Consider the following 20,406-nt stretch of genomic DNA (forward strand, 5'->3'; position numbering starts at 1 on the left):
GGCACTCAGCCGAGCCAGTCCGCCCTGTCGGTCAGCGGGACGAGCGAGGGTCGCTCGACGGTCGTGCGGACCGGAAGCCGCAGTCCGGTGCGCGCCGACTCGAGGAGGGTGTCCATCACGTCGAACGCGTGCAGCGCGATGTCGCCGCCCGCGCGGGACGGCCGCTCCGCGGTCGCGGCGACGAAGTCGAGCAGTCCCGCTCCTCGCGCGCCATCGACGTACCCGGCAGAGATCGGAACGGTCTCCCACTCCTTGTCGCCGTTGCGCGCGAGCCGGACTTCGCCGGCGAACTGGTTCGGGTCGGGCGCCGTGAGCGAACCGAGCTCGCCGTGGATCTCGATCGGCGACGCGGTGGTCGCGTTGCCGTCGAAGCTCGTCGTGATGGTCGTCAGAGCTCCGCTCTCGTGCTCGAGCACGCCGGTCACGTGGGTCTCGACCTCGACGACGATCTGCTCGCCCGAGCGCGGGCCGTTCGTGATGGTGCGTTGCGGTCGCAGGCGGCTGGCGGAACCGATGACGGAGCGCACCGGCCCCAGGACGTGGATGAGGGCGGAGATGTAGTACGGGCCCATGTCGAGCATCGGACCGCCGCCCGGCTGGTAGTAGAAGTCCGGATGGGGATGCCAGCGCTCGTGTCCCGGTGTGACCATCGTGGCGGTGGCGGCCAGGGGGCGGCCGATGAGGCCGGCCGCCACGGCGGAGCGAGCGGTCTGGGTTCCCGTGCCCAGGACCGTGTCGGGGGCCGAGCCGATCCGCACGCCGGCATGCGCAGCCGCGCGCATGATCGATTGTGCGTCGGAGATGGAGGTGGCGATGGGCTTCTCGCCGTAGACGTTCTTGCCCTGCGCGATCGCGGCGAGGGCGATCTCGGCGTGAGCGGCCGGAATGGTCAGGTTGAGCACCGTGTCGACCGTGTCGCTGCCGAGCAGCTCCGCCACGCTCATCGCTGCGGTGCCCGGAAGTGTCGCGGCGACGGCGTCCGCCCGGGAGCGGTCCAGGTCGGCGACCGCCGTGATCCGGATCGAGCCGCTGTCGCGGAGTGTCTCGAGATAGGCGCCCGAGATGACGCCGAGCCCGATCACTCCGATGCGGTGCGGGTTGCCCACAGCATTCCCCTCTCGATGATGGTGCGCACGCTCGGGTGCCGCAGGATGTCGGGCGTGTGCCCCGGGGTGCAGACGACGATCCGGCCCAGGCCCCAGCGACGGGTCCACACTGCGGGCGATGTCACTTCGCGGTGCCACGGGTGCCATGACGGAGCCGGATGGGTCGTGGTCGCGAGGACGTCGTTGAGGTCGTCGTGGAGCACCCAGTACTGCTCGGTGTGGAGCTCGAAGTCCTCGAGTCCCGCGGTGATCTCGTGCTCACGGCCGAGCGCGGTCATCCCCACCGCGTAGGTGAGGGTGTGCTTGTCCTCGTCGGACACGATGGCGGGGTCGCGCGAGGGATGCGAGGCGAACTGGCCGCCGATGAGGTGAAGGTAGTCCGACGAGCTGCGGTAGGAGTCGGCGATGCCTCCGTGCCACCCGACGAGCCCGACGCCGCTTTGGACCGCAGTCCGCAGCCCGGCGAGTGCCTCGTTCGAGATGTCGCCCATCGTCATCGACTGGACGATGAGATCCGTCTGGGTCATGGCCGCATCGTCGGCGTACACGTCCGGGGACGACTCGATCCGGACCTCATAGCCGTTGGTCTCGAGGAACGGGATGAACAGCTCGGTGCTCTCGACCGGGTGGTGCCCCTCCCACCCTCCTCGAACGATCAGGGCGTGTCGTGAACCCATGGGGGTGTGTCCTTTCGTCGGCGAAGGCCGGGGGCGATCCGCGCCCGATACGAGGATCCCAGCCGAGACGCTCGCCGCCAACACGAGGCCGGGGTGCCCTAGGCTCGGTCGATGCCTCGCATCCGCCCCTTCCGCCCCGGCGATGAGCCGGCGCTCGCCGACATCTGCCTGAAGACCGCGGATGACGGAGCAGACGCCACCGGCGCGCTCGAGGACGACGACCTCTGGGCCGAGATCTTCGTCCTGCCCTATGTCGCCCGGCACCCCGACCTGGCCTTCGTCGTGGAGGCCGACGACGGCCGCGTCGTGGGCTACGTCGTAGGTGCTCCCGACACCCGCGAGTTCGAGGAGTGGTTCCGCTCGGAGTGGTGGCCGCGCCACGTCGAGCGCTGGCCGCTGCCGGATGCCGAGCGCACCCGGCAGGACGGCATCCTGATCTACGCCTACGGTCGTCGCGCCGGGGCCGAGCCCTACGGCGATACCTACCCCGCGCACCTGCACATCGATCTGCTGCCGGAGGCGCAGGGCCAGGGCTGGGGCCGGCGCCTCATCGAGACGCTGGCCGAGGCGCTGCGCGAGCGAGGCGTGTCGGGGCTGCACCTGGCGGCCTCCAGCGGCAACACCGGTGCGATCGCGTTCTACCCGCGGCTCGGGTTCGCCCCGCTGCCGTCGCATGAGGGCGTGCAGGCGTTCGGGATGCCGCTGGCCTGAGGTCTCGGGCAACCCGATCCGGCCCTCGGTGGCCCGAGACGGGCGTAGCCTGCCGACATGGACGACCTCTCCGCGCCGACCGGTCGTGAGCCGGAGCTGGCGGCGCTTCCCCGCCCGGACGGAACCGCGCCGCGGGCGCTCGTCATCGGCGCCACCGGGTACATCGGCGGTCGTCTGGTGCCCCGGCTGCTCGCCGCGGGCTACGACGTGCGGGTGCTGGCGCGGGATGCTTCGCGCGTGGACTCGGCGGCCTGGGGGAGCCTCGTCGAGGTCGTCACGGGCGATGCAGCGGATGCCGCGGCCACGGCCCGCGCGACCGAGGGCGTCGACGTGCTCTATTACCTCGTCCATTCGATGTCGGCAGGGAAGGGCTTCGCCGACGCCGACCGCCGTGCCGCCGAAACCGTGGCCCAGGCAGCGGCTGCCGCGGGGGTCGGGCGACTGGTGTACCTCGGCGGGCTCCACCCCGAGGGCGTCGAACTGTCGCCGCACCTGCGCTCGCGCGTCGAGGTGGGCGAGATCTTCCTCGCGAGCGGCGTCCCCACCCTCGTGCTCCAGGCCGGCGTGGTGATCGGCTCGGGGTCCGCGTCGTTCGAGATGGTGCGCCACCTGACCGAGGTCCTGCCGTACATGCCGGCTCCGAAATGGGTGCGCAACCGCATCCAGCCGATCGCCGTGCGCGACGTGCTCCACTATCTGCTCGGGGCGGCCCGCGTGCCCGCCGATGTGAACCGCGCGGTCGACATCGGCGGTCCCGACGTGCTGCGCTACGGCCAGATGATGAACGGCTACGCGCTCGAGGCCGGGCTGCGCCAGCGCCCGATCGCCGCGCTGCCGGTGCTCACGCCGCGCCTCGCCTCGCTCTGGGTGAACCTCGTCACGCCGATCCCGGCCGCGATCGCGCGCCCTCTCGTCGAGTCGCTCCAGAACGAGTGCGTCATGAAGGACCACGAGATCGACGGGCTCGTCCCGCCGCCCGCCGACGGGCTGACCGGGTACCGCGCGGCCGTGCGCCTGGCGCTCGGCCGGGTGGAGGGCGACAGCATCGAGACGAGCTGGCAGGACTCCGAGGTGCTCGGGGTGCCGAGCGACCCGCTGCCGGGCGATCCGGACTGGGCGGGCCGGGTCGTGTTCACCGACTCGCGCACCGCGCGGACGTCCGCGCCGCCCGAAGCGCTGTGGCGCGTCATCGAAGGCATCGGCGGAGAGAACGGCTGGTATTCATCGCCGGTGCTCTGGGCTATCCGCGGCTGGATGGATCGCCTCGTCGGCGGGATCGGACTGGCGCGTGGACGACGCTCCAAGGCACGACTCGGAGTCGGCGACGCGCTCGACTTCTGGCGGGTCGAGGCGATCGAGCGCGGATCGTTCCTGCGACTGCGCGCCGAGATGAAGGTCCCGGGCCTCGCGTGGCTCGAGCTTCGCGCGACGGCGGATGCCGAGGGCTCGCGGTACGACCAGCGTGCCGTGTTCTTCCCGCTCGGCCTGGCCGGCCGGCTCTATTGGCTGGCGGTCCTGCCGTTCCACGGCTTCATCTTCGCCGGCATGGCGCGGCGCATCGCCGACGCCGCCGAAGAGGTCAGCGCGGCGGAGGCGCGTCGCTGAGATCGCGCACGCGCCGCCGCTCGAAGAGCACGTGCCCGACGCCGTCGATCCGGCGCTCGTCGGTCATCGTGCCGCCGTCCTCGAGCCACCCGTGCCGCTCGTAGAACGTCGCGGCGCGCGCGTTGCGGTCGAGCACCCAGAGGTGCGCGCGGGTGAAGCCCACCCGCCGCAGGCGCTCCTCGGCCGCGGCCAGCAGAGCGTGCCCGACGCCCTGCGCCCAGTGCTCGGGCAGGGCGTAGATCGCATAGACCTGGCCGTTGTGAGGCAGGTCGTCGTCCATCGAGGGGCCGATCGCCGCCCAGCCGGCGAGCACGCCGTCGATCTCGGCGATGAGCTCGGCACCGCGCGTGTCGGCGTGCAGCTCGTCCCACCGGTCATGGCGCAGCTTCGTCTCGCGCTCGACGTCCATCCGGTCGAGGATCTCGTCGGCCATCAGCCCGGTGTACGCGGCACGCCAGGTCTCGACGCGGACGCGGGAGATCGCACCGGCGTCCTCGCGGACGGCGTCGCGCACGGTCACGGTCATGCCTCGACCGTATCGGAGCGGGACCGCGGTCCTCGAGTTGCCGGTCGTGGTCGGCACGCGGCGCGGAAACCGGCATCGAGCGGCAACTCGGCGATCGATCGCCCACGGCCTCGACGATCCCGCCGCGGGCTACCCTCGAACCATGGCGGCACAGCGATCGGCGGGGCGCGCATGAGCGCGATCCCCGTCACGATCGCGCCCCGGGTGCCGCAGCCGGCCGCGCGCGCCGCAGGAGCCCTCGGCGATCCGCTCGTCGACACCCACGGCCGCGTCCACCGGGACCTTCGCGTCTCGCTCACCGATCGCTGCTCGCTGCGCTGCACGTACTGCATGCCCGAGCAGGGCAACGAATGGCTCGCGAAGACGAGCATCCTGACGCTCGACGAGATCGAGCGGATCGCCCGCGTCGCGGCGGCCGACGGCATCACGACGTTCCGGCTCACGGGCGGCGAGCCGCTCCTGCGGGCAGACATCGTCGAGGTCGTGCGCCGGCTCGCCGCGATCACCGGCCCGAGCGGCGAGCCGGTCGACATCGCGATGACCACCAACGGCATCCGGTTGGGTGAGGTGCTGCCCGACCTCGTCGACGCGGGCCTGCGCCGCCTCAACATCTCGATCGACACGCTGAACCGCGAGCGCTTCCGCGACCTGACCCGGCGCGATCGGCTCGACGACGTGCTGGACGGCATCGCGGCGGCCGCGGCATCCGGTCTGCGTCCTCTGAAGCTCAACGCCGTCGCCATGCGCGACGTCAACGACGATGAGCTCGTGGACCTCGTCGAGTTCGCGATCTCGCACGGGGCGCAGATGCGCTTCATCGAGCAGATGCCCCTCGACGCCGGCCACACCTGGGATCGCTCGCGCATGGTCACGCAGGACGAGATCCTCCGCACGCTCTCGGCGCGCTGGACGCTCGAGCCGGTTCCGGGCCGCGCCGGCGCCCCGGCCGCGCGCTGGACGCTCGACGGCGGCCCGCATACCGTCGGCGTCATCGCGTCGGTCACCGCGCCGTTCTGCGGCGACTGCGACCGGCTGCGGCTCACCGCCGACGGCCAGCTGCGCAACTGCTTGTTCTCGAGCACCGAGTACGACCTGCTGCCGATCCTCCGGGCCGACGGCGGCGCGCCGGGGGATGAGGGCATCGACGGGATGCTGCGTTCCTGCGTCGCCGGCAAGCTCCCGGGGCACGCGATCAACGATCCCGCGTTCCTGCAGCCGGCCCGGGGCATGAACGCGATCGGCGGCTGAGGTGGGCCGCCTCACGGTCAACCGGCCGGTGGTCAAGATCACCCTGGACGGCGAAGTCCCCGGCGAGCGGCGGCGCAGTGATGCCCTCGCCGTCGAGGAGCCGCTGGAGATCCGCGTCGGCGGGCACGCGCTCACCATCACGATGCGCACCCCGGGCCACGACGTCGAGCTCGCCGCCGGGTTCCTCGTCTCGGAGGGCGTGATCGCGCGCGGCGAGCAGTTCCGCTCGGCGATCCACTGCGGCGGTCCCGGCACCGGCGGTCCCGCCGCGGGCACGCCCGAGAACACGTACAACGTGCTCGACATCGCGCTGGCGCCGGGCGTCTCGCTGCCCGAGGCGTCGCTCACCCGGAACTTCTACACCACGAGCTCATGCGGCCTCTGCGGCAAGGCGTCCATCGACGCGGTGGAGACGGTCTCGACCTACGACGTGGCGACGGATGCCGCGATCCTGCCTGCCGCGGACCTGCTGGCCATGCCCGACCGACTGCGTGCCGAGCAGGCGGTCTTCGGCAAGACCGGCGGCCTCCACGCGGCGGCCCTGTTCGACGCGGCGTCCGGCGAGCTGCTGGTCGCCCGCGAAGACGTCGGGCGCCACAACGCGGTCGACAAGGTCATCGGCTGGGCGGTGCTGGCCGACCGGCTGCCGCTGCGCGGCACCGTCCTGCAGGTCTCCGGACGCGCGAGCTTCGAGCTGGCCCAGAAGGCCGTGATGGCCGGCATCCCGATCCTGTCGGCGGTGTCGGCGCCGTCGTCGCTCGCGGTCGAGCTGGCCGAGGCGTCCGGACTCACCCTTGCGGGCTTCGTCCGCGGGACGTCGATGAACCTCTACGCCCGCGCGGACCGCGTGCTCAGAAGATGAAGAGCTGGCCCATGATCAGGATGGCGATGAAGAACACGGCGACGATGGCCGTGATGATCCCGAGGGTCTTGCCCGAGAGCTTCGCCACACCCCAGCCCACCAGGAACGGCAGCGCCAGCAGGAAGATCGCGACGATCCACCAGAAGGCGACGTAACCGCCCGTCGAGGCCTCCGAGAGCCGGCCGGCGAACAGCTGCTGGCTGTTCGGGTGGGTCGCGTACCGGACTGCCGCGGAGATCGGTACGGCGACGAAGGCGAAGACGATGAGCCCGATCAGGGCTCCCCACAGTCCGGGGCTGCCGCCGCCGCTGAGTACGCCGCCGTGTCCCGGGGTGCTCTCGTAGTGGTCCGTCTGCTGCTTGCCTGATGCCATGCCGACGACCCTAGCGGGACGCGGTGGCCCGCCTTGTCACCCGGCAGGGATGAAATAGCGCTGCCCACCGTCTCGGCAGGAGAGGTGGGCAGCGTCGAGCGCTTCTGGATCACCGCTTAGGCGTACGGTTCTCCGCGCTCACCATCCACGAGAGCTGCTCGACGCGTTCAAGGATCGCGTGGAGGATGTCAGCACTGGTGGGGTCTTCTTCGTCGACGTCGTCGTGGACGTCGCGACAGGTCTGGGCGACCGAGTCGAGTCGCTCGGTCATGAGGTCGATCACCTCGTTCGTGGCGATCTCGCCCTGCGGGAACTCGGGCAAGGTCGTGGTCTGCGCCACCTGGTCGCTGCGACCGTCCGGCAGGGCGTGCAGCGAGCGCATGCGCTCGGCCACGGTGTCGCCGAAGTCGCGCGCGGCCTCGATGATCTCGTCGAGCTGCAGGTGCGTGTCGCGGAAGTTGCGGCCCACGACGTTCCAGTGAGCCTGCTTGCCCTGCAGCGAGAGCTCGATCAGGTCGACCAGCACCTTCTGCAGGTTCTCGCTGAGCGATTCGGATGCCGTGAACCCCTGTTCGGCGTTCTGTTCGTCGGTGAGCTCGGCACCGGCTCCGCCTCGCGCCGTCCGGCGCTTGTTGCCCGGAGTGGAGGCTGCTCCGCCGGACTTGGTGGTGCTCGTCTTCTTCGCGGTGGTCGTGGCCACGGTCTCTCCCATCGTTCGGAATGCCTCGAACCTAAAACGACCGCGCGCCGAAGACCCGGGGATTGATTCGGTGACGGCGTCGTGCTACCCGCGGCCGTCCCGGGCGATGATCGGTCCGCCCGCCTAGGATCGAGACCGGGCCCTCGAATCCGGGGCACGACGAGGAGGACCCGAGTGAGCGACAGCGACGACCGCACCACCTGGGTGCTGGTGGACGGCGAGAACATCGACGCGACACTCGGCGGCTCGATCCTCGGACGCCGGCCGCAGCCCGATGAGCGGCCCCGATGGGACCGGCTGACCACCTTCGCCGCCCAGACCTGGCGGCAGCCGGCCCGCGGCCTCTTCTTCCTCAACGCCAGCACCGGCATCCCGATGCCGTTCGTCCAGGCGCTGAAGGCCATGGACTACCAGGTCGTCCCGCTGTCGGGTGCCCCCGACGAGAAGGTCGTCGACATCGCGATCCAGCGCACGCTCCGTGCGCTCGCCGACCGTGCCGACGACGTCATGCTGGTCAGCCACGACGGGGACTTCCTCGAAGACATCGAGGCGCTCATCGACGACGAGCGCCGGGTCGGCCTGATCGCGTTCTCGGAGTTCCGCAACGCCGGCTTCGCCTCGCTCGCGGGGCTGGAGCGCTTCGACCTCGAGTTCGACGCCCGCGTCTTCGACGCGCCGCTCCCGCGGGTGCGCGTCATCCCGATCGACGAGTTCGACCCGACCGTCTTCCTGCGTTGAGCTGGTCCTCAGTTGGCCTGAAAGTAGGCTGGATGCCGTGGCATCCGTCCTGAACATCTCGGCGTACCTGTTCACGCGGCTGTCCGACCGCGAGGCGCTGCGCCCCGTGCTGCGCGCACGCGCCGAGGCGCTCGGTCTCAAGGGCACGATCATCCTCGCGGAGGAGGGGATCAACCTCTTCCTCGCGGGCGTCGCCGAACCGGTTCGCACCTTCGTGGACGAGCTGCGCGCCGACGTCCGCTTCGCCGCGCTGACGCCCAAGGAGAGCTGGTCCGCAGAGCAGCCGTTCGGGCGGCTGCTGGTCAAGCTCAAGCGCGAGATCATCCGCATGGACCACCCCACGATCCGCCCCGAAGCCGAGCGCGCGCCCGCCGTCGAGCCCGCGACGCTCCAGCGCTGGCTCGATCAGGGCCACGACGACTCCGGCCGCGAGATCGTGCTGCTGGACACCCGCAACACGTTCGAGGTGGACTACGGCACCTTCACCGGTGCGGTCGACTGGCGCATCGAGCGCTTCACGCAGTTCCCGGATGCCGCGGCCACCCATCGCGACGACCTCGCCGGCAAGACCGTGGTCAGCTTCTGCACCGGCGGGATCCGCTGCGAGAAGGCGGCGATCTATCTGCGCGACGCCGGAGTGGACGCACTGCAGCTCGAGGGCGGCATCCTGGGCTACTTCGAGAAGGTCGGCGGCGACCACTGGAGCGGGGAGTGCTTCGTCTTCGACGAGCGCGAGGCCCTCACTCCGACGCTGGAGCCGCGCACATTCGCCTAGCCGTTCCGGTTCAGCCGGCGGCGCCCAGCCCGCCGCTGAGGCGCCCGTGGAAGGCCGCGGTCGCGTCGTTCATACCCTCGAGCTCGACGGTCGTGCCGCGGTGCGCGTACTTCGTGACGATGGCGTCCAAGGCGGCGACGGTCGAGGCATCCCACACGTGCGAGCCCGACATGTCGATCACCACGTGGGCGGGATCGGACGCGTAGTCGAACTGCGTCGTGAGGTCGTTGCTGGAGGCGAAGAAGAGCTCGCCGTCGACGCGATAGCGCGCGACCTCGCCGTCGACGGTCCGCGTCACCGTGGTGAAGTGGGCGACGCGGCGCGCGAACAGCACCATGGCCGTCACGACGCCGGTGATCACGCCGATCGCGAGGTTGTGGGTCCAGACCGTGAACCCGACGGTCACGAGCATGACGACGGTCTCACTGAGCGGCAGCCGCTTCAGTGTCGAGGGACGGATGCTGTGCCAGTCGAACGTCGCGATCGAGACGACGATCATGACCGCCACGAGCGCCGCCATCGGGATGATCGCGACGATGTCGCCGAGCGCGACGACGAGCACGAGCACGAACACGCCCGCCATGAACGTCGAGATCCGCGTGCGCGCACCCGAGGCCTTGACGCCGATCATCGTCTGGCCGATCATCGCGCAGCCTCCGGTGCCGCCGAAGAACGCCGAAGCGAGGTTCGCGACACCGAGCCCCCAGGCCTCGCGCGTCTTGCGGGAGTGCGTGTCGGTGATGTCGTCGACGAGCTTCGCCGTCATCAGCGACTCGAGGAGGCCGACGAGCGCGACGGCGAACGCGTAGGGCGCGATGATCTGCAGCGTCTCCCAGGTGAGCGGCACGTTCGGGATGAGCAGCTCCGGCAGGCTCTGAGGTAGGTCGCCCTGATCGCCGACGGTCGGAACCCCGATCCCGAAGACGGCCACCACCGCCGTGAGCAGCACGACCGCGACGAGCGGTGCGGGTACGGCGCGCGTGATCCTCGGCCACAGATACAGGATGCCGAGGCCGGCCGCGACCAGCACATAGACCGCCCACGGCGCGTCGATGAGCTGCGGCACCTGCGAGACGAAGATCAGGATCGCCAGCGCATTGACGAAGCCGACCATGACGCTGCGGGGGATGAAGCGCATGAGCCGGGCCACCCCGATGACCGCGAGGACGATCTGCATGAGCCCGGCCAGCACGACGGTGGCGATGAGGTAGTCCACGCCGTACTCGCGCGCGACGGGCGCGACGACCAGAGCGACGGCACCCGCGGCGGCGGTGATCATCGCCGGCCGCCCGCCGGTGAAGGCGATCACGACGGCCAGGACGAAGGACGAGAAGAGGCCCACGCGCGGATCGACGCCGGCGACGACGGAGAAGGCGATCGCCTCGGGAATGAGGGCGATGGCCACGACGAGTCCGGCGAGCACCTCCCGGGTCAGCAGTCGCGGGCTGCGCAGGGCCTGCAGCACAGTGGGCTCGCTGCGATAGCGGTCGGCGCGTTCGAGGGTAGGAGGCACGGGCCACTCTAACCCGCACCCTGCGAGCGCCGGTTGCCGCCGCTATACCGCCGACACCGCATGCGTGCAATCCCCGGGCGCAGCCGCCGGGCGGGGTCCTACCGTTCTGCCATGAGCAATCCTGCTGAGGAGCCCCACGGACCCGAGCAGCTGCCCGACCGGCAGCCGCTGGCCAATCCCGGAGATGTCACGGACCAGCCTGCGCTGAAGTACGGCGCACCCTCGCGGTGGCTCGTCCCGGCGGGCGTGCTGGGAGCCGTGGCGATCGTGCTCTTCGTCCTGGCCTTCCGGCTCCAGCTCCTGCTTCCGATCATCGGCATCGTGTACGTGGTGGTGATGTGGATCGCGATGTTCCTGGTCTCGCGACGCCCGGGCGATATGGTGCTGCGCAACCGCCGCCTCGCGTGGTTCATGGGCGCTCTGGCAGCCGGGGCGCTGATCACGTTCGTCGCGATCTACATCGTCGAGGCCACGCGACCTCCTGGGTGAGCGGAGGTCGTCTCGCGGCCGCCGGTACTCTGGGTCCGGCTCGAAAGGACACCCGGATGACGGCGACCGGCAAGACCGACCTCAAGCGCGACATCGCGCCGTACGCCGCGCGGAAGGGCCGCTTCGATCTCGTGCAGCTGCCGCCGCTGAGGTATCTGATGGTCGACGGGCACGGCGACCCCAACGAGGCCGAATATGGCGACGCCATCGCGACCATCTTCCCCGTCGCCTACCGCCTCAAGTTCTTCAGCAAGAAGGAGCTTGGCCGCGACTACGTCGTCATGCCGCTCGAGGCTCTGTGGTGGTCGGACGACATGGCGAGCTTCACGACCGCCCGCGACAAGTCGCGCTGGGACTGGACTGCGATGAACCTCGTGCCCGACTGGATCACCGACGACCACTTCGACGCCGTCCGCGCCGAGGTCGCCGCGGCCGGAGCGCCTGCCATCGACCGGCTGCGGCTCGAGACGTTCACCGAAGGCGCGTGCGTGCAGACGCTCCACCTCGGCTCGTTCGACGACGAAGGGCCGGTGCTCGCTCAGCTGCACGATGAGGTCATCCCCGGACGCGGCTTGCGCATGCGCGGCAGGCACCACGAGATCTACCTGAGTGACATCCGCCGCACCGAGCCGGCGAAGCTCCGCACCATCCTGCGTCAGCCGGTGGAGCCGCGGCCCTGATCCGGAGGGGTTCGGCGACTCTCGGCTAGGGCGCCTGCGTCCACGACACGGTGCCGCCCTCCTGGACGGTGACATCGACATGCAGCGAACTGCTCGGAGTCGTCACCGTGCAGCTGAAGATCGACCCCACCGCGCTGGGCGGCTCGTCGGGGCACACCACCACTGCGAGCTCGCCGGTCTGCGCCTGGATCCACAGCGTGATGTCGTCCTCCAGCGCGGCGGCGTTCACCGTGCTCGCCGCGGTCAGCATGCGGAAGGCGAAGAAGACGATCAGGAGCACCGACAGCACGAGGGCGAAGACGGCGGACCCCTTTCGCGTGGGGCGGCGGATCGAGACCACCACGCCGATCACGGACAGCACGAACGCCGCCGCCACGAGCGTCATGGCCGCCAGCGCGACCGCGAGGGCGAGGAACGGGTCGCGAGCCGGAACGAGCCAGATCAGCGCGGCGACGGAGAGGAGCGCCAGGAGCGCGAGCACGAGGGCCGCCGTCGCCGGGCCGTTCTTGGAAGGTGGGAGCGGATCGCTCAGGGTCGATGCCGTCGCCGGCGCGGGGCCGGTGCGCACGATCGGATCGAGCGGACGCGTATGGTCGGTCCACTCCCGGCCGTTCCACCACCGGGTCTGCCCCGTGGCGTCGTCGAAGAGCCATCCCGGAGGCGGCACGGAACCGGCAGTCAATCGTTCGCTCATCGAATCCCCAGCGTGAGTGATCATCGCGGTACCCATCCGCGATGAGAGAAACCTAGCGGATCGGGCGGACCGCGGTCTAGTGGCCCGCCCGTGCGGTCACCAGCCGGAACGCGTCGGCGTGTGTCCTTGACGGGCTTCGTCGGGCATCGCCATCTCGGCGCGCACGCCGAGGAGGCGCAGCGGCCGATCGGGCTCGATCCGCTGCACGAGCCGGAGGATCTCGGAGACGACGGTGTCGCGGTCGAAGGTCGACGGGATCTTGTGGACGAACGTCTTGGTGAGGAACGGCGCGTAGCGCACCTTCAGTCCCACCCCGACGACGGGCCGGCCCTCGGCGACGACGTCGGCCAGCACCTGCGCGGCGAGGTCGCGGGCTGCCTGCTCGATCTCGCCGCGGTCCACGATGTCCTGCTGGAACGTGGTCTCGCGACCATGTCCGCGTGCCACCCACGGAGTGTCGTCGACGACGGACGAGCCGTCGCCGCGCCCGAGCTGGCGGTACCACGGGCCCATCTTGGGACCGAACTCGGCGGCGAGGACGCTTTCGTCGGCGCGTGCCAGCTGTTCGACGGTCAGGATGCCGTGGCCGGCGAGCCTGCGCGAGATCTTGGAGCCGACACCCCAGAGCGCGGCGGTGGGCCGGTCGCCCATGACCTCGAGCCAGTTCTCGGCGGTGAGGCGGAACGTGCCCTGCGGCTTGCCGAAGTCGGTGGCGTTCTTGGCGCGCACGAGCGTGTCGCCGATGCCGACGCTGCAGTGCAGCGCGGTGCGGGCGAGGACGGACGCCTGGATGGCGCGGGCGTAGGCCTCGGGATCGTCGGTGACGACGCCGACGAAAGCCTCGTCCCAGCCGAGCACCTGCACGGTCGCGCCGGGCTGTGAGCGCAGCGTCGCCATGACCTCGTCGGAGGCGGCGGTGTACGCGGGCGCATCGACGGGCAGGATGATCGCTTCCGGCGCTTTGCGGGCGGCGATGCGCAGAGGCATCCCCGAACCCACTCCGAACGCGCGCGCCTCGTAGGAGGCGGTCGAGACGACTGCTCGCTCGGTCGGGTCGCCTCGTCCGCCGACGATAACCGGCTTTCCGGCGAGCTCGGGCCGACGAAGCACCTCGACGGCAGCGATGAACTGGTCGAGATCGACGTGCAGCACCCAGGACTGAGCGGACTCGGTCATGGGTTCAGTCTGGCGGGAACGGTCGATCTCGTCGACCGGACGCCGCCGGGAGAAAAGGGTGCCGGCCGGGGTGGATCAGACCTCCCCGGCCGGCATCAGAATCAGAGCGGCCGGATGTTGGCGGCCTGCATGCCCTTGGGGCCGCGCTCCGCCTCGAACTCGACCTTCTGGTCTTCGCGGAGCTCCTTGTAGCCCTCGCCGGTGATCGCGCTGAAGTGCGCGAACAGGTCGGCGCCGCCGTCATCGGGAGCGATGAAGCCGAAGCCCTTTTCGGAGTTGAACCATTTCACGGTGCCAGTGGCCATCGTGTCTTTCCTTCTACTTTTCGGGCCGCGAGAAGCGGCCGGGGTGCCGCGCCGCTGTGTGCGGAGCGGACGGATGGGACGGGACGAGCCCGTGGGAATGTGAGTCTGGAGGACGGATGCCTCGACGGCGTGATGCGCGACGATGCGCGTCTCGTGGTGGCCGAGGTTCTCTCCGCGAGCCCCGAAGGCCGCGAATCCGTGCGGGGTGATGGCGACGAACCCGGCGTACTCGCCGGCCGCGGTCGCCACGAAAACGTCGTCGTCGGCCTGACGCCAGTCGAGCGACGGTCGAGATGAAGCGGTGATGCAGGTGTTGAAGGTCAAGAGGGCTTTCAGGGAGATGCGCGGCGGTGACGCTCGTGCGCGGAAATCGAAGGGTGACGGACGTCTCAGACGACGTTCCGGACGTCGGGCTTCTGCTTCTCCACAGTGAGGCAGTGGGCTTCGACGCATAGACCCGAGTGGGCGATGACAACCCTAGCACGGAAGCGAGAAACGGGCGCCACCCTCTTGCCGAGCGATATATCGCTGAGTATCGTTCGAGTATCGGAAGATCACTGAGGAGGTCATCATGAGCGGATCGAACATGGGGGACTGGTTCGGCACGGGCGGTCGCGGCGGCGCGGGCCAGGGCGGCCCCGCCGGCGGGCTCTGGGATGCGATGGACCAGCTGCGCACGATGTTCGAGCAGAAGGTCGGCGGCGCGACCCGGATGGGCCGAGGCGACGTCCGCGCCGCGGTGCTCGCGCTGCTGGCTGAGCGGCCGATGCACGGCTACCAGATCATCCAGGAAATCGACGAGCGCAGCGGCGGCTCGTGGAAGCCCAGCCCCGGCTCGGTGTATCCCACGCTGCAGCTGCTGACCGACGAGGGACTGGTCATCGCCGAGGAGTCCAACGGGCGCAAGACCTATTCGCTCACCGCCGAGGGGCGCCAGGCGGCCGAGGGAGCGGAGAAGTCCGCGCCCTGGGAATCGCAGGCGCCGAAGGAGAGCGCCCGCACGGCACTCCCGAAGGCGGGCGTGGACCTCGCTCAGGCGGTCGCGCAGGTAGGCCGGTCCGGATCGCCGGAACAGGTGAAGCAGGCGGTCGACGTGCTGGAAGAGGCCCGGCGTAAGATCTACTCGATCCTCGCCCAGGGCTGACCGGATGCCGCAGGCACCTCGGCGCCCTGCGCGTCGGATCAGGGGGGATTCGATGCCAGACGCCGGGGCTTCCCGCGCCCGTTACCGCCGCATCCTGCGCTTCGCCGCACGATACATCGCACAGGCGTGGTGGTATGAGCTCTTCCTGCCCCGGATCGGACTGAGCCGCCTCGCTGCGCGCGGCCGGGCGGCACGGCTGCAGAACATCGCCCGCCGGTTCCACACCCTGGCGGTGTCGCTGGGCGGCCTGATGATCAAGGTCGGCCAGTTCATGTCGTCGCGACTGGACGTGCTCCCGCCCGAGATCACCAAGGAGCTCGAGGGCCTCCAGGACGAGGTGCCGCCCGTTCGCTTCGCCGCCATCAGCGCGCTGGCGGAGGCCGAGCTCGGCGTCGCGCTGAGCCGGGCGTACTCGTTCGTCGACGAGGTGCCCGTGGCCGCGGCATCCCTCGGGCAGGCTCATCGCGCACGGCTCTCGGCCGACGACGCGGCGCAGGCCGGATTCACCGACGTCGTCGTCAAGGTGCAGCGGCCCGGCATCGACGAGATCGTGGCCGTGGACCTTGCGGCCCTTCGCAAGGTCGCGGGGTGGCTCAGCCGCGTTCGCATCGTCTCGGATCACGTCGACCTGCCGGCGCTCATCGAGGAGTTCGCGCAGACGAGCCGCGAGGAGATCGACTACCTGCACGAGGCGGCGAACGCGGAGCGCTTCGCCGAGGGGTTCGCGGGCGATCCGCGCGTGAGCGTGCCCGAGATCGTCTGGGAGCGCACGACCCGCCGTGTGCTGACCCTGGCCGACGTCACGGCGATCAAGATCAACGACGTCGAAGGGCTGCGAGCCGCCGGGATCGATCCCGCGGAGGTCGCCGCGCAGTTCGCGACGGTGATGTTCGACCAGCTCTTCCAGCACGGGTTCTTCCACGCCGATCCGCACCCCGGCAACATCTTCGTCACCCCGACGCCCGGCGGCCCGCGGGCCTGGAAGTTCACGTTCATCGACTTCGGCATGATGGGCGAGGTTCCCGACCGGCTCCGCCGCGACCTGCAGCAGGTCGTGATCGCGGTCGCCTCGCGCAACGGCCGCCAGCTCGTCGACAGCATCCGCGACGTCGGCGTGCTGCTTCCCTCGGCCGACACCGCCGAGCTCGAACGGGCGATGACGGCGCTGTTCGCGCGGTTCGGCGGGATGGGGTTCGCCGAACTGCAGCGGGTGGATCCGCGCGAGTTCCAGGACTTCGCGACCGAGTTCGGCGACGTGGTGCGCTCGCTGCCCTTCCAGCTGCCCGAGAACTTCCTGCTCATCGTGCGCGCCGTGTCCCTCACGTCGGGCATGTGCAGCTCGCTGGACCCGGAGTTCAACATCTGGGACGCCGTGGAGCCCTACGCGGGTCAGCTCGTGCGGGGCGAACGAGGCAACGTCGTGCAGGCGGCGCTCGCCGAGGCGGCATCGGTCGCCGTCATCGCAGCCCGGCTGCCGCGCCGGTTCGACGATCTCGCGACCCGGCTGGAGAACGGTCAGCTGGCGGTGGACACCCCGCGGCTGGATCAGCGGATCCGGCGCCTGGAGCGGGTCGCACGCCGGATCGTGTCGGCGATCATCTTTGCCGGGCTGCTCGTCGCAGGCGTGGTGCTGCGACCGGAGGAGCCGGTGTTCGGCACGGTGCTCATCGCGGCGTCGGCGGTGCCCCTGCTGCATGCGGTGTTCGCGGGGGTCGGCCGGCGCTAGCGGCGATCAGGGGCGATAGCGGTAGTGCTCCGACACGGTGTTGATCCATGTGACGAACTGGCGGGCCGCGGCATCCTGCCCCTGAGGCACCGTCGCCAGCCACACTTCGCCCGCGACCTCGACGACGAGGTAGGCCGTGTTCGGGTCGACGGCCCTCTTCAGCAGCCGCGGCGTGATCGGACCTGCCGTGCCGTGGAGGACCCGCGCCGTCGCGGGAGCAGCGAGCCGACCGCGTTTCAGCAGCTCCGCACCGGCGGCGTGGGATGCCGCTGCGCCGGCGACGGGGTGGCTGGACGCACCGAAGTGGATCCACCGGCCGTCGACGACGATCCCTGCGAAGGCCTGCTCCTCGCCGCTGAACCGGGCCGCATCCGTCCACCGAGAGCCGTCCCACCACCGCTGGCGGCCGCGGCCGTCGTCGTACCAGCCCGCCGCGGCGGGCGGGCCCGCGGCCGGGGCATCGACATGGAGCTCGACGTCGGGCTCGCGCAGGTCGATGTAGTGCGCAGTCCAGCGCGCGCCGTCCCACCACCGCTGCTTGCCGGTGCCGTCGTCGTACCAGCCTGGTTCCGCCGCCATGGCTCGAGGGTAGCCCCGGCCGGCGCTAGCGTGGAGGTCCGGCGATCGAGGGGAGCGGCAGGTGTCCATCGACTCCTTCCCGATCCTGGGGATCGTCCTCGCCGTGCTCTCCGCGGCGCTGCTGACCGTCGGCAACTTCCTGCAGTCCCGAGGCGTCGCTGCCCGCACGGATGCCGGCTCGGGGGCGATCGGCGTCTCCCAGGGGCTCGGGCTCTTCCGCGAGGCGCAATGGCTGGCGGGCTCGGCGCTGTTCGGCCTCGCCATCCTGGTGCAGCTGGGGGCGCTCGCGTTCGCTCCGCTGATCGTCGTCCAGCCGGTCGGCGTGATCGCGCTGGTCTTCGCCTCACTGCTCACGGCGGTCGTGACCAGGACGAAGCCGAGCACGCGAGAAGTCACCTCGATCGCTGTCTGCGTCGTGGCGCTCACCGCGTTCGTGGCGGTCGCGGCATCCGTCAGCGACCAGACGACGATCACCGACGCACAGCTGATCGCCGTGCTCATCGTGCTGCTGGTCGTGCTCGCGCTCACCTTCGCCGCGCTCGTCGCGCTGCGGAAGCGTCGCGTGCCGCCCGTGATGTTCGTGGTGCTCGGCGGTCTGTTCGCGGGATTCGTCGCGACGCTCGGCAAGACCGTCATCCTGCGCGTCCAGTCCGCGATCCTCATCGATGACTACACCCTCGACGACCGCAACCTCCTCACGATCGCGTGCGCAGTCGGCATCGCGGTCGCGGGTGCGCTGTCGATCTACTTCGTGCAGACGGCGCACACGGTCGCCAGTCCGCAGGTCGTCGTCGCGGGGCTCACGGTCGTCGACCCGTTCGTCGCCGTCATCCTCGGTATCACCGTGCTGAACGAGGCCGCCTCCGCCCCGCCGTGGAGCTTCGTCGCTTTCGCGGTCTTCGGCGCCGCGGCGATGTGGGGCGTCTGGTCGCTGGCGCGGCAGACCGCCGATGTCCCGGCCGGCGAGGGCGCGATCTCGTAGCCCGATCCCGGGCGGCAGACGACGGATGCCGCGACCCGGTGGCCGCGGCATCCGCTCTTCGCGTCTTACGCGGTGGCGTCGGCGCGCTTGGGGAGCACCCAGCCCGCGCGCGGGAAGTGGCACGTGTAGCCGTTCGGGTACACGATCAGGTAGTCCTGGTGCTCGGGCTCTGCCTCCCAGAAGGGCGCCGCCGGCTCGATCGTGGTCACGGCCTTGCCGGGCCAGAGGCCGGAGGCGTCGACGTCGGCGATGGTGTCCCGGGCAACGCGCTCCTGCTCGGGCGAGAGCGGGAAGATGGCCGACCGGTAGCTCGAGCCGATGTCGTTGCCCTGCCGGTCGAGGGTCGACGGGTCGTGGATCTGGAAGAAGAACGCCAGGATGTCGCGGTACGTCGTCTCGGCCGGGTCGAAGACGATCTCGACCGCCTCGGCGTGGCCGGGGTGGTTGCGGTACGTCGCGTGGTCGTTGTCGCCGCCCGTGTAGCCCACGCGGGTGTCGACCACGCCGGGCTGGCGGCGGATGAGGTCTTCCATACCCCAGAAGCAGCCGCCCGCGAGGACGGCGGTCTCGGTGCCGGGGGTCTGCGTGATCGCGCCGGTGTCGGTGGGTCCACTGGTCATGGGGATCTCCTCGTGAAGTTCGTTCGGTGCAGTATCTCAGGCGGCGGTGACGCCGTCTTGAGGGTCAACGCCGATCCGTCCCGGATTGGTCCCGGGAACCTGGAAGCGCGGTGTGAGTTTCGGCCCTCAGGCGTGAGCGGAATCGGGCGCGTTCGCGACGGCGAGGCGTGCGAGCGCGGAGAGGTCGTCGGCGCGCAGTCCCGGCCACCCGTGCAGCCGCGGCATCCATTCGGCCGGCAGCGCCGATGCGCCCCAGCTCGCGCCCGCGAGCGACCCGGCGATCGCGGCCACGGTATCGGTGTCGTTGCCGCCGCGGACCGCCCGCTCGAGGGCGACGGCGAGCGAGACCGCGCCGATCGTCGCGGCGAGCGCGCCCTGGAACGCCCGGACGATCCAGCCGTTGTCCTTCGCGAAGTCCCGCGGGTGCGCGCCCGGTTCGAGCGCTTCGTCGATCAGATCCGCCCAGCGTTCGCGGCGCTCGACCGGGAGCCAGGGCAGCTGGGCGCGGACATCGACCGCACCGGTGAGGATCGCGTGACGGATCGCGAGGCACCACAGGGCGCAGGCGTCGGCGTTGTCCTGCTCCCAGTGGGTGAGGCGAGCCACGCGGCCGGCCGCTGCGGCGAGGTCGGCCGCGTCGCGCGTCAGGTAGCCGAGCGCGAGCGGTCCGGTGCGCATGAGCGAGCCGTTTCCGCCGCTGCGTCCGCTGCGGTCGTGCACCGCACGGGATGCCGCGACCGCGGCTTCCTCGGAGGCGTCGGCGTCGAGCATCCCGAGCACGGCGCGCGTCTGGCTGCCGACGTCCAGGGCGTCGCGCGCCCACTCCCGCCACTCCGCGACGATCCGCGCGAGAACTGCGGGGTCCTCGAAGGAGTCGCCGCGGCTGAGGGCCTGCAGGATCGGCACCGCCATGCTCGTGTCGTCGGTCCACTCGCCGACGGCGTGCCCGAAGTGCCCCCGCCCGAACTTCACCTCCGTGTCGTCGCTGAGCGACGGCCCGAACTCGTACTGCGAGCCGAGCGCGTCGCCGGCGGCCGACGCCACGACAGCGCCGACGGCGCGATCCAGCTGGACGGCAGTGAGGGTCATACGGCTCCTTCGACCGGGGTTCCGAGTCTCGCGGTTCGCCCGAGAGACGGCGATGCGCCGCGCCCGAGCCCTGAGGACTCGCGCGCGG

23 protein-coding genes are annotated in these 20,406 nt (G+C 70.7%); 11 read left to right on the forward strand and 12 right to left on the reverse strand.

Going from position 1 to position 20,406, the window contains the following annotated elements:
• Positions 1-5: 5 nt before the first annotated feature.
• Positions 6-1,106, reverse strand: coding sequence for a Gfo/Idh/MocA family protein (locus tag ASD56_RS12235; RefSeq protein ID WP_055966118.1), 1,101 nt, complete (start codon positions 1,104-1,106; stop codon positions 6-8).
• Positions 1,079-1,783, reverse strand: a complete 705-nt coding sequence (locus ASD56_RS12240) for a ThuA domain-containing protein (protein ID WP_055966120.1) — start codon at positions 1,781-1,783, stop codon at positions 1,079-1,081. Before ASD56_RS12240 ends, ASD56_RS12235 begins: the two co-directional genes overlap by 28 nt.
• A 111-nt stretch (positions 1,784-1,894) precedes the next feature.
• Here ASD56_RS12240 and ASD56_RS12245 point away from each other — a divergent pair, with 111 nt between their 5' ends.
• Both ASD56_RS12245 and ASD56_RS12250 read left to right on the forward strand, forming a co-directional pair.
• The gene (locus ASD56_RS12245) at positions 1,895-2,494 is read left to right on the forward strand and encodes a GNAT family N-acetyltransferase (RefSeq protein ID WP_055966122.1); all 600 of its coding nucleotides are present in this window, start codon (positions 1,895-1,897) and stop codon (positions 2,492-2,494) included.
• A 57-nt stretch (positions 2,495-2,551) separates the two neighbouring features.
• A complete protein-coding gene (locus tag ASD56_RS12250) occupies positions 2,552-4,099 on the forward strand; it encodes an SDR family oxidoreductase (protein WP_055966124.1) in 1,548 nt (515 codons plus the stop codon).
• On the opposite strand, the gene ASD56_RS12255 is transcribed toward ASD56_RS12250, so the two are convergent.
• A complete protein-coding gene (locus ASD56_RS12255; protein WP_055966126.1) occupies positions 4,074-4,625 on the reverse strand; it encodes a GNAT family N-acetyltransferase in 552 nt (183 codons plus the stop codon). The genes ASD56_RS12250 and ASD56_RS12255 overlap by 26 nt on opposite strands.
• Before the next feature lie 171 nt (positions 4,626-4,796).
• Between ASD56_RS12255 and moaA the strand changes: the two genes are divergently transcribed.
• Positions 4,797-5,873, forward strand: a complete 1,077-nt coding sequence (gene moaA, locus ASD56_RS12260; protein WP_055966128.1) for a GTP 3',8-cyclase MoaA — start codon at positions 4,797-4,799, stop codon at positions 5,871-5,873.
• A gap of 1 nt (position 5,874) precedes the next feature.
• Positions 5,875-6,735: a formate dehydrogenase accessory sulfurtransferase FdhD gene (gene fdhD, locus ASD56_RS12265; protein ID WP_055966129.1), complete on the forward strand. Its 861-nt coding sequence runs from the start codon at positions 5,875-5,877 to the stop codon at positions 6,733-6,735.
• On the opposite strand, the gene ASD56_RS12270 is transcribed toward fdhD, so the two are convergent.
• Positions 6,725-7,108 carry a hypothetical protein gene (locus ASD56_RS12270; RefSeq protein ID WP_055966131.1) on the reverse strand — a complete coding sequence of 128 codons (384 nt, stop codon included), beginning with the start codon at positions 7,106-7,108 and terminating at the stop codon, positions 6,725-6,727. The two genes, fdhD and ASD56_RS12270, sit on opposite strands and share 11 nt — an antisense overlap.
• 109 nt (positions 7,109-7,217) lie before the next feature.
• Positions 7,218-7,820: a Dps family protein gene (locus ASD56_RS12275; protein ID WP_055966133.1), complete on the reverse strand. Its 603-nt coding sequence runs from the start codon at positions 7,818-7,820 to the stop codon at positions 7,218-7,220.
• 162 nt (positions 7,821-7,982) lie between these two features.
• On the opposite strand from ASD56_RS12275, the gene ASD56_RS12280 reads away from it, so the two are divergent.
• Together ASD56_RS12280 and ASD56_RS12285 are read left to right on the forward strand one after the other, a co-directional pair.
• The gene (locus tag ASD56_RS12280) at positions 7,983-8,546 is read left to right on the forward strand and encodes an NYN domain-containing protein (RefSeq protein ID WP_055966135.1); all 564 of its coding nucleotides are present in this window, start codon (positions 7,983-7,985) and stop codon (positions 8,544-8,546) included.
• Positions 8,547-8,583: 37 nt separating this feature from the next.
• Positions 8,584-9,321, forward strand: a complete 738-nt coding sequence (locus ASD56_RS12285) for a sulfurtransferase (RefSeq protein ID WP_055966138.1) — start codon at positions 8,584-8,586, stop codon at positions 9,319-9,321.
• Between the two features lie 10 nt (positions 9,322-9,331).
• Here the strand turns inward: ASD56_RS12285 and ASD56_RS12290 are convergent, their stop codons facing one another.
• Positions 9,332-10,834 carry a SulP family inorganic anion transporter gene (locus ASD56_RS12290; RefSeq protein ID WP_055966139.1) on the reverse strand — a complete coding sequence of 501 codons (1,503 nt, stop codon included), beginning with the start codon at positions 10,832-10,834 and terminating at the stop codon, positions 9,332-9,334.
• A 111-nt stretch (positions 10,835-10,945) separates the two neighbouring features.
• On the opposite strand from ASD56_RS12290, the gene ASD56_RS12295 reads away from it, so the two are divergent.
• Both ASD56_RS12295 and ASD56_RS12300 read left to right on the forward strand, forming a co-directional pair.
• Positions 10,946-11,323 (forward strand): hypothetical protein, encoded by a 378-nt coding sequence (locus tag ASD56_RS12295; RefSeq protein WP_055966140.1) that lies wholly within the window; start codon positions 10,946-10,948, stop codon positions 11,321-11,323.
• A gap of 56 nt (positions 11,324-11,379) precedes the next feature.
• Positions 11,380-12,003 (forward strand): GyrI-like domain-containing protein, encoded by a 624-nt coding sequence (locus ASD56_RS12300; RefSeq protein WP_055966142.1) that lies wholly within the window; start codon positions 11,380-11,382, stop codon positions 12,001-12,003.
• A gap of 25 nt (positions 12,004-12,028) precedes the next feature.
• Here ASD56_RS12300 and ASD56_RS12305 read toward each other — a convergent pair whose 3' ends face one another.
• The 3 genes from ASD56_RS12305 to ASD56_RS12315 all read right to left on the reverse strand — a co-directional run bounded on the left by ASD56_RS12305 (position 12,029) and on the right by ASD56_RS12315 (position 14,178).
• Positions 12,029-12,685: a DUF4333 domain-containing protein gene (locus ASD56_RS12305; protein ID WP_082541455.1), complete on the reverse strand. Its 657-nt coding sequence runs from the start codon at positions 12,683-12,685 to the stop codon at positions 12,029-12,031.
• 108 nt (positions 12,686-12,793) lie between these two features.
• Positions 12,794-13,873 (reverse strand): DNA polymerase IV, encoded by a 1,080-nt coding sequence (locus ASD56_RS12310; RefSeq protein WP_200947520.1) that lies wholly within the window; start codon positions 13,871-13,873, stop codon positions 12,794-12,796.
• 101 nt (positions 13,874-13,974) lie between these two features.
• Positions 13,975-14,178: a cold-shock protein gene (locus tag ASD56_RS12315; protein ID WP_055967130.1), complete on the reverse strand. Its 204-nt coding sequence runs from the start codon at positions 14,176-14,178 to the stop codon at positions 13,975-13,977.
• Positions 14,179-14,749: 571 nt separating this feature from the next.
• Here ASD56_RS12315 and ASD56_RS12320 point away from each other — a divergent pair.
• Together ASD56_RS12320 and ASD56_RS12325 are read left to right on the forward strand one after the other, a co-directional pair.
• Positions 14,750-15,322: a PadR family transcriptional regulator gene (locus tag ASD56_RS12320; protein ID WP_200947521.1), complete on the forward strand. Its 573-nt coding sequence runs from the start codon at positions 14,750-14,752 to the stop codon at positions 15,320-15,322.
• 52 nt (positions 15,323-15,374) lie between these two features.
• Positions 15,375-17,048, forward strand: coding sequence for an ABC1 kinase family protein (locus ASD56_RS12325; RefSeq protein WP_055966145.1), 1,674 nt, complete (start codon positions 15,375-15,377; stop codon positions 17,046-17,048).
• 6 nt (positions 17,049-17,054) lie between these two features.
• Here ASD56_RS12325 and ASD56_RS16285 read toward each other — a convergent pair whose 3' ends face one another.
• Positions 17,055-17,627: a DUF2510 domain-containing protein gene (locus ASD56_RS16285; RefSeq protein ID WP_055966147.1), complete on the reverse strand. Its 573-nt coding sequence runs from the start codon at positions 17,625-17,627 to the stop codon at positions 17,055-17,057.
• A gap of 61 nt (positions 17,628-17,688) precedes the next feature.
• Between ASD56_RS16285 and ASD56_RS16225 the strand changes: the two genes are divergently transcribed.
• Positions 17,689-18,609, forward strand: coding sequence for a DMT family transporter (locus ASD56_RS16225; protein WP_055966148.1), 921 nt, complete (start codon positions 17,689-17,691; stop codon positions 18,607-18,609).
• A gap of 65 nt (positions 18,610-18,674) precedes the next feature.
• On the opposite strand, the gene msrA is transcribed toward ASD56_RS16225, so the two are convergent.
• Both msrA and ASD56_RS12345 read right to left on the reverse strand, forming a co-directional pair.
• Positions 18,675-19,229 (reverse strand): peptide-methionine (S)-S-oxide reductase MsrA, encoded by a 555-nt coding sequence (gene msrA, locus ASD56_RS12340; RefSeq protein WP_055966150.1) that lies wholly within the window; start codon positions 19,227-19,229, stop codon positions 18,675-18,677.
• Between the two features lie 126 nt (positions 19,230-19,355).
• Positions 19,356-20,318, reverse strand: a complete 963-nt coding sequence (locus ASD56_RS12345; RefSeq protein ID WP_055966151.1) for an ADP-ribosylglycohydrolase family protein — start codon at positions 20,316-20,318, stop codon at positions 19,356-19,358.
• Between the last annotated feature and the right edge of the window lie 88 nt (positions 20,319-20,406).

This window comes from Microbacterium sp. Root166 (assembly GCF_001427145.1).
Classification (GTDB): domain Bacteria; phylum Actinomycetota; class Actinomycetes; order Actinomycetales; family Microbacteriaceae; genus Microbacterium.